Source organism: Saliniramus sp., from assembly GCF_035311605.1.
Classification (GTDB): domain Bacteria; phylum Pseudomonadota; class Alphaproteobacteria; order Rhizobiales; family Beijerinckiaceae; genus Saliniramus.
The window spans coordinates 16,893-30,670 of the sequence record NZ_DATGCW010000223.1; the positions used below are offsets into that span (position 1 = coordinate 16,893).

General features: G+C 65.0%; 13 protein-coding genes. 5 read left to right on the forward strand and 8 right to left on the reverse strand.

Annotated elements, in window-relative coordinates:
- Nucleotides 1–105: 105 nt before the first annotated feature.
- Together VKP01_RS10120 and VKP01_RS10125 are read left to right on the forward strand one after the other, a co-directional pair.
- On the forward strand, nucleotides 106–900 hold the full coding sequence (locus tag VKP01_RS10120) for an inositol monophosphatase family protein (protein ID WP_324412022.1): 795 nt from the start codon (nucleotides 106–108) through the stop codon (nucleotides 898–900).
- Nucleotides 901–1,027: 127 nt separating this feature from the next.
- Nucleotides 1,028–2,191, forward strand: a complete 1,164-nt coding sequence (locus VKP01_RS10125; RefSeq protein WP_324412023.1) for a GNAT family N-acetyltransferase — start codon at nucleotides 1,028–1,030, stop codon at nucleotides 2,189–2,191.
- A 47-nt stretch (nucleotides 2,192–2,238) separates the two neighbouring features.
- On the opposite strand, the gene era is transcribed toward VKP01_RS10125, so the two are convergent.
- From era to VKP01_RS10145, 4 genes are all read right to left on the reverse strand, one after another.
- Nucleotides 2,239–3,150, reverse strand: a complete 912-nt coding sequence (gene era / locus VKP01_RS10130) for a GTPase Era (protein ID WP_324412024.1) — start codon at nucleotides 3,148–3,150, stop codon at nucleotides 2,239–2,241.
- Complete coding sequence (gene rnc, locus VKP01_RS10135) at nucleotides 3,143–3,862, reverse strand: ribonuclease III (RefSeq protein WP_324412025.1); 720 nt, start codon at nucleotides 3,860–3,862, stop codon at nucleotides 3,143–3,145. The genes era and rnc overlap by 8 nt, the downstream gene beginning before the upstream one ends.
- A 48-nt stretch (nucleotides 3,863–3,910) precedes the next feature.
- On the reverse strand, nucleotides 3,911–4,675 hold the full coding sequence (lepB, locus tag VKP01_RS10140; RefSeq protein ID WP_324412026.1) for a signal peptidase I: 765 nt from the start codon (nucleotides 4,673–4,675) through the stop codon (nucleotides 3,911–3,913).
- A gap of 127 nt (nucleotides 4,676–4,802) precedes the next feature.
- On the reverse strand, nucleotides 4,803–5,849 hold the full coding sequence (locus VKP01_RS10145; RefSeq protein WP_324412027.1) for a MaoC family dehydratase: 1,047 nt from the start codon (nucleotides 5,847–5,849) through the stop codon (nucleotides 4,803–4,805).
- Nucleotides 5,850–6,146: 297 nt separating this feature from the next.
- Between VKP01_RS10145 and VKP01_RS10150 the strand changes: the two genes are divergently transcribed.
- The 3 genes from VKP01_RS10150 to VKP01_RS10160 all read left to right on the forward strand — a co-directional run bounded on the left by VKP01_RS10150 (nucleotide 6,147) and on the right by VKP01_RS10160 (nucleotide 10,067).
- On the forward strand, nucleotides 6,147–7,091 hold the full coding sequence (locus tag VKP01_RS10150) for a hypothetical protein (protein WP_324412028.1): 945 nt from the start codon (nucleotides 6,147–6,149) through the stop codon (nucleotides 7,089–7,091).
- Between the two features lie 113 nt (nucleotides 7,092–7,204).
- Complete coding sequence (rpoZ, locus tag VKP01_RS10155; protein ID WP_324412029.1) at nucleotides 7,205–7,639, forward strand: DNA-directed RNA polymerase subunit omega; 435 nt, start codon at nucleotides 7,205–7,207, stop codon at nucleotides 7,637–7,639.
- Between the two features lie 235 nt (nucleotides 7,640–7,874).
- On the forward strand, nucleotides 7,875–10,067 hold the full coding sequence (locus VKP01_RS10160; RefSeq protein ID WP_324412030.1) for a bifunctional (p)ppGpp synthetase/guanosine-3',5'-bis(diphosphate) 3'-pyrophosphohydrolase: 2,193 nt from the start codon (nucleotides 7,875–7,877) through the stop codon (nucleotides 10,065–10,067).
- 15 nt (nucleotides 10,068–10,082) lie between these two features.
- Here VKP01_RS10160 and VKP01_RS10165 read toward each other — a convergent pair whose 3' ends face one another.
- Genes VKP01_RS10165 through VKP01_RS10180 form a run of 4 tightly spaced genes read right to left on the reverse strand, consistent with a single transcriptional unit; the run spans nucleotide 10,083 to nucleotide 13,424 of the window.
- The gene (locus tag VKP01_RS10165; protein WP_324412031.1) at nucleotides 10,083–10,940 is read right to left on the reverse strand and encodes a class I SAM-dependent methyltransferase; all 858 of its coding nucleotides are present in this window, start codon (nucleotides 10,938–10,940) and stop codon (nucleotides 10,083–10,085) included.
- Nucleotides 10,937–11,992, reverse strand: a complete 1,056-nt coding sequence (locus tag VKP01_RS10170) for a glycosyltransferase family 4 protein (RefSeq protein WP_324412032.1) — start codon at nucleotides 11,990–11,992, stop codon at nucleotides 10,937–10,939. Before VKP01_RS10170 ends, VKP01_RS10165 begins: the two co-directional genes overlap by 4 nt.
- A 6-nt stretch (nucleotides 11,993–11,998) precedes the next feature.
- On the reverse strand, nucleotides 11,999–12,403 hold the full coding sequence (locus tag VKP01_RS10175) for a 6-carboxytetrahydropterin synthase (protein WP_324412033.1): 405 nt from the start codon (nucleotides 12,401–12,403) through the stop codon (nucleotides 11,999–12,001).
- Nucleotides 12,404–12,428: 25 nt separating this feature from the next.
- Nucleotides 12,429–13,424, reverse strand: a complete 996-nt coding sequence (locus VKP01_RS10180) for a zinc-binding alcohol dehydrogenase (RefSeq protein ID WP_324412034.1) — start codon at nucleotides 13,422–13,424, stop codon at nucleotides 12,429–12,431.
- Nucleotides 13,425–13,778 lie beyond the last annotated feature (354 nt).

Sequence of the window (13,778 nt, forward strand, 5' to 3'; positions counted from 1 at the left end):
TGCGCGGCGTGGTTTTCGACATGGAATTCCTGAAATCCCGCCTGTGGTCCGGCTGAAGCCGTCGTGCCCGGCAGGCTGATCACCCGAGAAAGCAAAGTCCCCGCCATGATCCGCTCCCCCCTGATGACCGTGATGCTCGATGCCGTGATGAAGGCCTCGCGCAATCTCAAGCGCGATTTCGGCGAGGTCGAGAATCTCCAGGTCTCCCGCAAGGGGCCGGGGGACTTCGTCTCCGTCGCCGATCACCGTGCCGAGAAGACCCTGCGCGAGGCGCTCGAGAAGGCGCGGCCCGGCTACGGCTTCAAGCTCGAGGAAGCAGGTGTCGTGGAAGGCACCGACAAAAGCCATGTCTGGCATGTCGATCCCCTCGACGGCACGACGAATTTCCTGCACGGAATCCCGCATTTCGCGATTTCCGTCGGCCTCGAGCGTGAGGGCCAGATCGTGGCCGGGGTGATCTACGATCCGATCAAGGACGAGATTTTCGCCGCCGAGAAAGGCCAGGGCGCCTTCATGAACAACCGGCGTCTGCGCGTCGCGGCCCGCCAGGAGATGATCGAGGCCGTGATCGCCTGCGGCATCCCCTTCATCGGGCGCGGCAACCATCCCCAATTCCTCGCCGAACTCGGTGCCGTGATGGCTGCGACAGCGGGTGTGCGCCGCATGGGTTCCGCGGCGCTCGACCTCGCCTATGTGGCGGCGGGGCGCTATGATGGTTACTGGGAGCGTCATCTTGCCAGCCACGACATCGCCGCCGGGCTGATCCTGGTGCGTGAGGCGGGCGGCTATGTCAGCGATACCGAGGGCGGCGCCGACATGCTGACGAAAGGCTCGGTGCTGTGCGGCAACGAGACGATCCAGCGGGAACTGCTCAAAATCATCCGCCGCGCAGCAGCCTGAGGTAGTGGCGTTGGGCTTGTGCATGCGAGCAAAGGAACCGTCAATCTTTTGGGTCTAACATTGATGTGTTCTGCAGCGTCAGGTGCATTGCGGGACTCGTGTGTTCAGACCTCGGACCGGCGCAACAATGGACAGCCCTACTTCGCAGGAGCCTATCGAGATCCGGGTGGACGGTGACTTCGAGGCCTGCAGCGCCTGGTGGCACGATCTCCAGAACGGCGCCGTCGCTTCACCCTATCAAAGGCATTGCTGGACGCGGGCCTGGTGGGCGCATTGTGAAGCGCGCAATCGCGGCAATCTGCGTATCGTCAGCCTTTTCCGCGAGGGCGAGCCGCTCGCGGTGATGCCGCTCGTGCTGGAGCGGAGCCTCGGGCTGAACGTGGCCTATCCCGTCGGTGCCCGGCATTTCAACTGGCAGATCCCGCTCTGGAATTCCGTGATCGTGGCGCGGCTGGCGGCGCCCGAGCGAGACCATCTGATGCAGCGGATCGGCGCGGTCATCAGCGCGGATACCATCGTTTATCCGAACATGCCCGAAACATGGAACGGGCGGGATAATCCCTTTCTCGCACCGGGTGCGACACCCAGCCCGAGCGCGAGCTATCGCCTTGATCTGCAATCCGATTTCGAGGCCCTGGCTCTGGCGCGCCGCTCGCGGAAGGCCCTGAAACTGCTGCGACGCAAGCGTACCCATCTGGAGAATGCCGCCGGACCCGTACAGTTCAGGCGCGCCCGGGATATCGCCACGTGCCGGCGGGTGCTCCTCGCGGCCATAGCGCAGCGGGATGCGCGCAAGCAGGCCTGCGGCATTCCCAGCTTCTTCGACAGGCCGGGAGCGGCGGCTTTCATGCAGGAACTCCTTGAAGCCGGCTGCGAAAAAACCATCCGTGACGCGCCCATGAGCGCTTTCCATCTCCTCGCCGGCGACGACATCATCGCGACCTATTTCGGCGTATGCCTGAACGGCGATTTCAGCTGCTTCACGAATTCCTTCGACATGGCCTACGAGAAATTCAGCCCCGGTGATCTCGCGCTGCACGATCTGATCGCGCATGCCTGTGCCGAGGGGCTGACCGGTCTCGATCTCGGCGTCGGTGACGAGCGTTACAAGCAGGCCTGGTGCGACAAGATCACGCTTTGCGAGAGCAGCACGGCGATCACGGCGCGCGGTCGCATCTACGATCGCGCCCTGCGCTTCTCACGCGACGGAAAACGGGCCTTCAAGCAGAATCGCAGGCTCTGGGACGGCTGGCGGGCCGTCCGGCGGGTGGCGGCACGCGCCTTCGCCTGAAGCAGGATGGGCTTTGCCTGAAGCAGGAAGCGCCCGGCATGCCGGGTTCAATACGCTCCTTTGGGGAATTCAAGCCCCATTTCGCGATAGCGTTCGGGATCGTCCGCCCAGTTCTCGCGGACTTTCACGAAGAGGAAGAGATGGACGGGGCATTCCGTCGCCTCGGCGATCTCGACGCGCGCGGCCTGGCCGATGGCGCGGATGGTCTGTCCGCCCTTGCCGAGCACGATCTTGCGCTGGCTTTCCCGGGCCACGAAAACGGTCTGCTCGATGCGTACCGAGCCGTCCTTGCGGTTCTCCCAGCTCTCGGTCACGACATGCGCGTCATAGGGCAGTTCCTGATGCAGCCGGTCGTAGATCTTCTCGCGGGTAATCTCGGCGGCCAGCACGCGCAGGGGGGCCTCCGAGACCTGATCCTCGGGATAGAGCCACGGCCCTTCCGGCATCAGGCCGGCGAGAGTGGTGTTGAGATCGGCCACGCCGTCGCCGCGCAGGGCGGATATCATGAAGGTATGGTCGAATCCGGCTTTCTCATTGGCGGCGGCGGCCAGCGCCAGCAGGCTGTCGCGGGCGACCAGATCGATCTTGTTGAGGATCAGGATCTTCGGCTGGCGGACTTCACCGAGCTTTTCCAGGATCGCCTCCGCCTCCTCGTCGATACCGCGTCGTGCATCGATCAACAGGCAGACCACATCCGCATCCGCCGCACCGCCCCAGGCGGATGTGACCATGGCCCGGTCGAGTCGCCGGCGCGGCTTGAAGATGCCGGGCGTATCGACGAAGATGATCTGCGCCCGCCCGGCCATGGCGATGCCGCGCACCAATGCACGTGTGGTCTGCACCTTGCGCGAGACGATCGAGACCTTGGAGCCGACGAGCTGGTTCAGGAGCGTCGATTTGCCGGCATTCGGCGCGCCGATCAGGGCGACGAAACCGGCGCGAGTGGGGCTGTCAGACACGCGCCTCTTCCTTTCTCAGACCGAGCGAGACCAGAGCTTTCTCCGCCGCATCCTGTTCGGCGGCGCGTTTGCTGGTGCCGGTGCCACGCACGGGCGTCAACCCGTCGCCGATGACCTCGATGGTGAAGCTGGGGGCGTGTTCCGGCCCGCTGCGCTCCACGAGTGCATAACGCGGCGGTTCGCCGCCACGTCCCTGAATCCATTCCTGCAGCGCAGTCTTCGGGTCGCGGCGCGCGCGGGCCGAGCCCTTGAGAGCGTCGTTGAAGCCGCTTTCCACCACCGACCGCGCCGAGGAAAAGCCCCCATCGACATAGACTGCTCCGATCACCGATTCGCAGATATCGGCGAGGATCGAGCGGTTGGCACGGCTGGCCGTGCGCGCCACACCGGGGCCGAAGACGATATGCGACCCCACATCCCAGTTCTCTGCGACCTGCGCGCAGGTCTCGCGGCGTACGAGTTCCGAGAGCCGGCGCGAAAGCTCGCCTTCCTTGCTCTCGGGGAAGCGGTGGAACAGGATGTCGGCGATCATCAGACCGAGGACGCGGTCGCCCAGGAATTCCAGGCGCTGGTAGTTCACGATCCGCCCATCCGCAGTGCGGGCCACGCTGGTATGCGTCAGCGCTTCTTCGAGCAGGGCGATGTCGGCGAACTGATGGCCGATCCGGGTTTCGAGCCCGGAGAGACCGGGTTTGCCGCTGCGCCTCGTCATGATGGCTTCCTCGTCTGCCGCCCACGGTACAACTCCGGGCAGCCGGTCTCACTCGATCCCGGTGAACAGGCGGTCCCAGCGCACGGTAAGAGGCCATTCCCACACCCGCCAGCCGGAAGCGCCCTCTTCAAGCGAGAAGAAGATGATTTCCGCCCGGCCCACGAAATTCTCGAGCGGAACATAACCCACCGCGCGCAATTCACGTGAATCGGTGGAATTGTCGCGGTTGTCGCCCATCATGAAGAAATGCCCTTCGGGCACTTCATAGAGTTCGGTATTGTCCCAGAACCCGCGATCACCTTCGCGTTCGATGATGAAATAAGACACCCCGTTCGGCAAGGTCTCGCGATAGCGTGTCACCTCTGTGGTGCGCCCGAAGGTATCGCGCGCGCGATGGCTGCCGGCCGGCTCTCGCGCAACCATCTCGCCATTGATATGCAGCCGCCCCTCGATCATCTGCACCGTATCACCGGGCAGACCGATCACGCGCTTGATGTAATCGGTGCTGTTATCCGTTGGCAGCTTGAAGACGGCTATATCGCCGCGCTCGGGCTCGGAGGAGAAGATCCGGCCTTCGAAGAGTGGCGGGCTGAAGGGCAGGGAATGGCGCGAATAGCCGTAGGAATATTTCGAGACGAAGAGATAATCGCCCACGAGCAGGGTCGGAATCAGCGATCCCGACGGAATGTTGAAGGGCTGGAACAGCAGCGTGCGGATCACCACCGCGATGAGAAGCGCCTGGATGATGACCTTGACGGATTCATAAACGGAATTCTCGTCCTTGGCCGGTTTGTTTTTGGGTTTGTCGCTCACGCTTTCGTCCACATCGCCGCAGGCGCGCACCGCAGCGGTCGCGCAACATCTTCGAGAAAACTCCGCCCGTCCGGTGTCTAGCCCGATCCGGGTGTGTAGTCCATGCTCGCGCGACCCGCAATCGCCTTCAGCTGCGGGCCTTCCAGAAGACGCAGCCAGCGAAGGCGAAAACGGTCTCGTCCGCCGCGTTGATCCCGGTATTGTGCGAGAAAACGAGGCCCCAGCCAGGCCGCGAACGCGAGGGCCGGCGGTCGGTGATGCGGCTGCGATAACGGATCACATCGCCGGCATAGACCGGGCGTCGCCAGACGAGATCGGTAAATCCCGGCGAGGGCCCGAGTTCCGGCACCGGCAACCCGGCACGCAAAGCGGCCTCACGCCCGCGCTCGCGATGCCCGACCATGCATTTCATCCAGGCTGCCGCCGTATGCCAGCCCGAGGCGCAAAGCCCGCCGAAGGCGCTTTCGCGCGCGGCCGCCTCGTCGAGGTGAAACGGCTGCGGGTCGAATTTGCGGGCGAAGGAGATGATGTTGTCCGCGGTGAAGACGTAGGAACCGAGCGCGGCCTCTTCACCAATCACGAGATCCTCGCAGAACGGCATCGGCGGCGTCTGCGCCGCATCGGCCGGCGGGTGATCGCCGCCGGCGCCCTCGGGCACGGGAAAGGCGCCGTCAGGATCGGCGGCCTGCGGCCCCGTGCCGTGACGGATGGGTGCCGCAGCTTGCGCATCGCGGGTGCCGAACATGATCCAGTTGGTCTGGTCGACGAGGACAGTATCATCGGCGGCGATCAGTTCGAAGCGAAAGCGGATGCGGCCCATGCCGGGACGCTTTTCGGAGCGCCGGGCTTCCAGCACGCTGGCGCGCAGCCGCACGGCATCGCCGGGGCGCATGGGGCGCAGCCAGCGTACCGCCTCGATGCCCGGCGCGCCCATCGAAGCGGCGTCTTCGAGGATTTCGTCGGCCAGAAGCCGCATCATCAGCGCACAGCTGTGCCAGCCGGAGGCGATCAGTTCGCCGACGAAACTCTCGCGGGCCGCATGCACATCCACATGAAAAGGCTGCGGATCGAATTCCTGCGCGAAGGCGATGATTGCCGCCTGATCGACGCTCAGAGGCCCGTGGATCTCCGTTGTGCCGGGGGTAAAATCCTCGAAGAAGCGGCGAAGCGCCATTGTGGCTCGTCCTCAGGATGCGTGAAGAATCGATTTGATTGTGACGCTGGCCGCGCGCACGTCAATCGCGGCGGCGCCATAAACCGGTTTGGCATGACCGGCAGCCGGGACCGGTTCGCGATCGCGACCTCGAAGAGATCACAGCCTGGAAGAGATCACGATTTGCTCGAGATCACGACTTGCTCTCGCGGGTGATCCGCCTCATTTTCGTCCCGCCCATGGGGCAGGCACAAGAGGCGGGCACCGGATGGATCGCGTGCCGTGCCGATGCGGGAAAACCAGGGGGAGTATCGGGCGATGCGGGCTTTGGGCGTGGTGATCATGGCCGTCATGCTCAGTCTGGCGGCACCTTTTCTTCTCGGAAACGCGATGCCGGCGGGCGTCGCTTTGGCCCAGGCCCAGAGTGGGGAGAGCGGCACGCGCTTCATGTTCGAGGGGCTCGGCCAGCCCGGTGGCAATCCGACCCTGCAGCGGCAATTGCTGCCACAGACCGGGACGATGCGCCTCGAAGCCGTGTTCGGAGAGACCAATACACCGATTGCCTCGGGTCTGATCTGGCGCGTCTTCGAGGACCGGTTCGGCGAGGACCGACCGGTGCTCGTGGCGCGCAGCGACGATCCGCGACCGGAATTCCGACTCATACCGGGCAATTACACAGTGCATGTCTCCTACGGCTATGCCTCCGCGACGCGGCGCATCACGATGCAATGGAGTGACGTGGCGGAGGTTCTGCGGGTCAGTGCCGGCGCACTGGCGGTGCGCGGGATCGTATCGGATAACCCGGTCGCGCCTTCGCAGATCAGCTATTCGGTCTTCGTCCCCGTCGGCGAGGATGAGGAGGGGCGCCTCGTCGCCGCGAATGTGCGTGGTGATGAAATGGTGCGCCTGCCCGCAGGCAGCTATCACGTGGTCTCGACCTTCGGCGAGGCCAATTCCATCATGCGCACCGATGTCGATGTGGAAACCGGGCAGATCACCGAGGCGACGCTCAACCACCGCGCCGCCACCGTGACCTTGAAACTCGTCGGCTATGCCGGAGGTGAAGCCTTCGCCGGCACGGCCTTCAGCGTGCTGACGCCGGGTGGGGACGTGGTCCGCGAGGCGATCGGCGCCTTTCCCAGTGTCACGCTGGCCGAGGGCGATTACGTCTTGATCGCCCGGCATGACGGCGCGGTCTATACCCGCGACTTCTCCGTCGTCACCGGCCTCGACCGCGATATCGAGGTGATGGCGGGCCAGTGAGGCGCTGCGCGCGCCACGCGCCTGCGTTTTCGTGCACCAGCCCCTTGTCTCGGACCGCGAGACCCTGTATTGAGCCCGATTGAAATATCTTTCCCGAACGAGAGGAGCCGCCCATGGCTCGCGTGACTGTCGAAGATTGCGTCGACAAGGTCGAAAACCGTTTCGAGCTGATCCTGCTTGCGGGACACCGGGCCCGGATGATCTCCTCCGGCGCGCCGCTCACCGTAGATCGCGATCGCGACAAGAACCCGGTCGTCGCCCTGCGCGAAGTGGCTGACGAGACGATTTCGCCGGACGACCTGCGTGAGCAGCTGATCCATTCGATGCAGAGCTATGTCGAGGTCGATGAGCCGGAAGCCGAAACGGTGCCGATGCTCAATGGGCCGCAGGCTGGCGAAGGCGCAGTCGATACGCCCGCCACCGCCGCGACCGCCGGCGGTGGTGACGATTCGGAAGTGCCTTTCGATCGCATGAGCGAGGAAGACCTGCTGCGGGGCCTCGAAGGTCTGCAGCCCCCGGCCAAGCGCGACGAGGACGATCAGGGCTGATCGTCGCCTCCGGGCCGCCTGTCGGTGCTGCGAAGCCGCTTCATGGTCACCATGGAGCGGTTTTTGCGTCTCGTGACCAGTTGAAGCGACCGCGTGCATTGCCAGATGCACGCATCATGACTAAGCCATGAGGCAGACCAGTGCCGCATCATCGCGACTTGGCGCCGGTATGGGGTGATGGTATTGCGCGCCCGTGACGGGCGCGTGAATGCGAGGGTAACGGAGTGTGCTGCGCATGATGCGGCAATACGAGCTCGTCGAGCGGGTGAAGCGCTACAACCCGCAAGCCGACGAGGCTCTGCTCAACAAGGCCTATATCTACGCCATGCAGGCGCATGGCTCACAAAAGCGCGCCTCCGGAGACCCGTTCTTTGCTCATCCTCTCGAGGTCGCGGCGATCCTCACCGATCTGCGCCTCGACGATGCCACCATTATCGCCGCCGTGCTGCACGACACGATCGAGGATACCGAGGCCACGCTGGAAGAGATCACCCGGCTGTTCAACCCGGAAATCGGCGCCCTCGTCGACGGGCTCACCAAGATCAAGCGGCTCGACCTCGTCTCCAAGCGCGCGGCGCAGGGGGAGAATTTCCGAAAGCTGCTGCTCGCCATCGCGGAAGATGTGCGTGTCCTGCTTGTCAAGCTCGCCGACCGGCTGCACAACATGCGCACATTGGGCTTCATGCCCGAAGCGAAGCGACCGCGCATTGCCGAGGAAACCCTCGAAATCTACGCGCCGCTCGCGGGCCGCATGGGCATGCAGGAATTGCGCGAGGAGCTGGAGGAGCTCGCTTTCCAGCACCTGCGCCCCGAGGCCTGGCAGACCATCAGCAAGCGCCTTGAAGGCGTCTCCCAGAAAAACGAGCGCCTCGTCGAGGAGATCGAACGCATTCTCGGTTCGCTTCTCGCCGCCAAGGGGCTCACGGCGCAGGTGCACGGGCGACGCAAGCGGCCCTATTCGATCTGGAAGAAGATGGAGAGCAAATCTGTCGCTTTCGAGCAATTATCCGATATTTTCGGCTTCCGCATTATCGTCGACGAGATCGACGACTGCTACCGGGCGCTCGGCGTGGTGCACACCACCTGGCCGATGGTGCCGGGGCGCTACAAGGATTACGTCTCCACGCCCAAGCAGAACGACTATCGCTCGCTGCACACCACCGTGGTCGGCCCGGGCAAGCAGCGCGTCGAATTGCAGATTCGCACGCGCCAGATGGACGAGATCGCGGAATACGGTATTGCGGCGCATGCGCTCTACAAGGAAGGCGCGGATATCGCGCGTTTCGTGGCCGAGAGTCGCGCGTATCAATGGCTGCGCCGCACCATCGATCTGCTGGCCGAGGGCGATAATCCGGAAGAGTTTCTCGAGCATACCAAGCTCGAACTCTTCCACGATCAGGTTTTCTGCTTCACCCCCAAGGGCCGGCTGATCGCGCTGCCGCGCGGGGCCACGCCGATCGATTTCGCCTATGCCGTGCATACCGATGTCGGCAACACGGCGGTCGGCTGCAAGATCAACGGACGCATGGCACCGCTTCTGACCGAGCTTGCCAATGGCGACGAGGTCGAGATCGTGCGGGCGACGACGCAAACGCCGCCGGCGGCATGGGAAGCGCTGGTGAGGACCGGCAAGGCGCGCGCCGCCATCCGCCGCGCCACGCGCACCGCTGTCCGCAAGCAATATGCCGGGCTCGGCTCCCAGATTCTGGAGCGGGCCTTCGAGCGTGCCGGCAAGGCCTTCTCCAACGAGAAGATCGCCGCTGCCCTGCCGCGGCTCGCGCGGGGTTCGATCGAGGATGTGATGGCTGCCGTCGGACGCGGTGAGATGTTTTCCGGGGATGTGGTCCGCGCGGTCTATCCCGATTACACGGATGAGCGCCGCAGCGCTGCCTCCTTGCGTGAAACCGCCGACGGGGAGACGCCATCGGAGGAGAGTTTCGTCAAGATCCAGATCCCGCATGGACCGGAAGACGAATACGCCATCCCGATTCGCGGTCTCGACGGGGATTTGCCGATCCGCTTCGCCCCGGAAGGGGGGGCGGTGCCGGGCGACCGGATCGTCGGCATCATCACGCCGGGTGAGGGCATCACCATCTATCCGATCCAGTCCGGCGCGCTCGCCGCCTTCGACAACGAGCCCGATCGCTGGGTCGATGTGCGCTGGGATGTCGAGGCCGTGGCGACACAGCGCTTCCCGGCGCGCATCGCGTTGCAATCGATCAACGAGCCGGGATCACTGGCGCAGATTGCCCAGGCGATCGCCGATCATGACGGCAATATCGACAACCTCGCCATGAAGCGCCGCACCCCGGATTTCACCGACATCGTGATCAATCTCTCAGTCTGGGATCTCAAGCATCTCAACGGTATCATCGCCGAATTGCGCGCCAAGCGCATCATCGCGAAGGTCGAACGCATCACCGGGTGAGGGCGTCCTGCACACTCAGCCCGGCAGCGCCAACAGGTCCTGATGACCGATGGTGCAGGTCACGCCTGATCCGGTACGGGCCGCGCGCCATTCTTCGACCTGGCTTTGCTCGACCAGTCCGGCCTGCTGCACCGCCTGCGCCTGCCCTTCCGCCAGAGTCGCAATCAGCGCCGCATCGTCAGGCGTGAGCCGCCAGGGGCTGCCGGCTGTCTCGACCGTGTAATCCAGATTTTCGAATGCCTGCGACAGCGCCTGCGTCGCCTCCGGGCCGGCGGAGCGGCCGAAACCCTTGTCGGTGACCTGATGGGCATGGAAGGCGGCAAGCACGGCGGAATCCGCCGGATGCGGCGGCTGCCAGATCTCGTGGCCGTCATAGGTGAGCGCCGTATAGAAAGCGCAGCGCCGGCGGGTCACGGCATTGGCGAAGAAACGGATCCAGTCGCGTGCGCACAGATCGAACAATGCCGCAGCCGTGACGAGATCGGGGGGCGGGTCGAGCACCGGGTCGAGATCCCGGGCAAGATCGCCCTGGATGAAGGAGACATGCAGTTCGCGTTCACCCTTGACCAGTTCGAGTGCATCGCCATCACGCACGGCCTCGTCGGCCCAGTCGGCGAGGTGCTCGCGTGCCGCCACGAGCAGCGCGGCGTCATGATCGACCAGACGCCAAATCTGCTGACGTTGATGCAGGGCCGGGGCGATGGCACGCAGGTTCGAGCCCGTGCCGCAACCGAGATCGATGATCTCGACGCTGTCGCGCGCGCCACCAGCGTAGCGCAGATGATCCGCGAGCTTGTCCATGAGGGCGCCGTTGCGCGCCGCGTGATCGGCGCTCTCGCGCAGGCTGAGCCAATCGGCGGAAAAACCGGTCATGCAGTGATATCCCTGAGAACGTTGGCGACAATGCGCGCGGTATCGTGCCAGCGCGGCAGGGCGGCGCCGGCACGGGTCGAGGCGCCGGCGAGACGGCGGCGCAGAGCCTGGTCATCGATGATGCGCGACAAGGCGCCCGCGAGCGCCGTCGCGTCGCCGGGCGGCACCTTCAGCGCCGCATCGTCCGGCGCCGTCTGCGCCGCCGCGCCGCCGGTAGAGACCACCATCGGCAAGCCGCGCGCCATGGCCTCGGCCAGCACCATGCCGTAGCCCTCATAAAGCGAGGCGGACACGAAGATATCCGCGCCGTGATAATGTGCTGCGAGCGCCGTATCATCCACTGCGCCGGCGAGCGTGATGCGACCGCCAAGCCCGTGTCGGTCGATGGTCTCGCGCAACCTTGCCGTCTCGTCCGGATCGCGGTCATGCGCACCGATGACGGTAAGATGCCAGGGGTTCTGCGCTGCGCAGGCGGCGAGCGCTTCGACGAGCAGCGGATAGGCCTTGCGCGGCGAGACGGCACCGACGGCGACGAGCGAGAGCGGCGCGCCGGCAGGAGAGCCTTCGGCTGGCGCTGCGGGATCCGTCCCCGGCTCGGCAATGGTGATCGTCTCCGGCATGACGCCGAAATCCGCCGCCAGCGTCTCGCCGGTGAGCCGGCTCGTGGCGATGATGCGCTTGCAATGGCCGAGTACGGCGGCTTCGTTTTCGATCAGGGCCTCGGCACGCGCCGCGTCAAGCCCGCTTTCCAGGCCGAGCGGATGATGCACCAGCGCGGCGATGCGCCTGCCGTAAGGCGCGACCATGTCCGGCGGCATGGCGCCCAGCGCGAGCCCGTCGATCAGCAGCACGGCATCATCCGGGCAATGCGAGAGCGCCTCCTGCGTGGCCGCGAGGTCCGACTTGCCCGGATGCGGATAACCGCCGGGCAGCGCCAAGTGGCGCAGATCCACGCCATCCGCGTCCATCAGCGGCAGGATGCGCCGGGCATAGGCATAACCGCCGGTGGGCGCAGCGAGATCGCCCGGGATCAGGAAACAGGCTTTGCGCATGACGGATCAGCCGGCGAGCTCGGCTTCGTACCAGGCCCGCGCCACGTGTGATTCGCCAATCAGCACGCGGATCTTCGCGATCTTCTCCGATCCCGGCCCGAGTGCGCCGCTCGTCGCCGCCTGCGCCATGGCGTCGAAGATATGCTTGCAGAGGAATTCGGTGGTGGTGTTCTGGTCGGCGAATTGCGGCAACTCGTCGAGATTCTGGTAATTCAGCGGGCCGAGCGTGGCCTTGAGCGCCTCATGCGCGCGCCCGATATCGACCACGACGCCTTCCGGCCCGAGTTCCTTGCGAAAGAAGGCGACATCGATGACGAAGGTCGCCCCGTGCAGCTTCTGGGCGGGACCGAACAGGTCTCCCTTGAAGCTGTGGGCGATCATGACGTGGTCGCGGACTTCGACGGCGAACATGCGGCGTCTCCTCTTTGCAGGTTTCTCAGTAGCGAATGGCGGTGCACAGGCCCGGCGCGCCCGAAGCGAGCAGTTCCGGCAGGGTTTTAGGCAGTTCTGTGAAGGCGATCTCGCCCGTGATCAGGGCATCGAGCCGCTCATCAGCCAGCATGTCGAGCGCCTTGGCGAGGCGACGGGCATGGCTCCAGCGGGCGCGGTAGGCCGGCGCAACGGAACCGACCTGGCTCGAGATCAGCGACAGGCGGCGAGAATGGAAGGCGAGGCCGAGCGGGGCGGGCACGGTCTGTGACCCGTACCAGCTCATCTCGACGATGCGCGCCTCGGTCCCGGCACAGGCGAGCGCGCAGGAAAGCCCTGCGGGCACGCCGGACGCGTGGAAGACGAGATCCATCTCGCCCGGCGCATCGAGCGGCTTGGAAAAACCAATGCCGAAATGCGCAGCCAGCGCGGCGCGCTGCGGATCGATATCGACGAGCACCGTCTCGACGCCCGGCATGCGCGAGAGAATGGCGCAGAGCATCAGCCCGACCACCCCGCCGCCGACCACCATGACGCGCGCGCCGGGCCCGACGCCGGAATCCCAGATGCCGTTGAGCGCCGTCTCCATATTCGCCGCGAGCACCGCGCGACGCACCGGCAGCCTTTCGGGCAGTGGGGCGAGCATGCTGAGCGGTGCGTTGAAGCGCGTCTGATGCGGATGCAGGCAGAAGACCGTGTGCCCGAGCCATTCCGCCGGCCCGTCCTCGACTTCGCCGACGGCGCAATAGCCGTATTTCACGGGAAAGGGAAAATCCCCCTCCTGGAAGGGGGCGCGCATGCGCTCGGTTTCATCCGGCGGCACGCTGCCCTCGAAGACGAGTCGCTCGGTCCCCCGGCTGACGCCGCTCCACAGGGTTTTTACCCGCGCCTGCCGCTCACCCAAAGATGCCAGCGGCGTCTCCTGCAAAACCGCCTCGCGCTTTGCGACGTAATACAGAGCATTGGCCGTCAGGGTCGCTGACGCGTCGGGATTGCCGGTCATGAGTTCGCTGTGATCCTGAAATATCTTGAGCGTGTGCGAAACGTGGACGTTCGCAAAGAAGTGTGCCTGTCCCTAACGCAGGTCAAGCGTTACGGGTTCATCAGCAACGGACGAACGGAAACAATACGCGCGCAAAGGCGCTTCAGACCACCGGCATGCCAGATCGACGTGCCGCAGGAATTTGGTAAAAAGGATGAGCACGATGCCGCAAAGCGCGCCGGAGAATATGGGGATGCCTGACCCTGATACGTTGCGCACTATGCGCCCGCCCGGAACCGCCCGTGCCATCGGGCGCTCGTTGCATGTCTATTACGGCGACCGGGAACGCGCGGCAGAGATGGACGCGCTCTATGC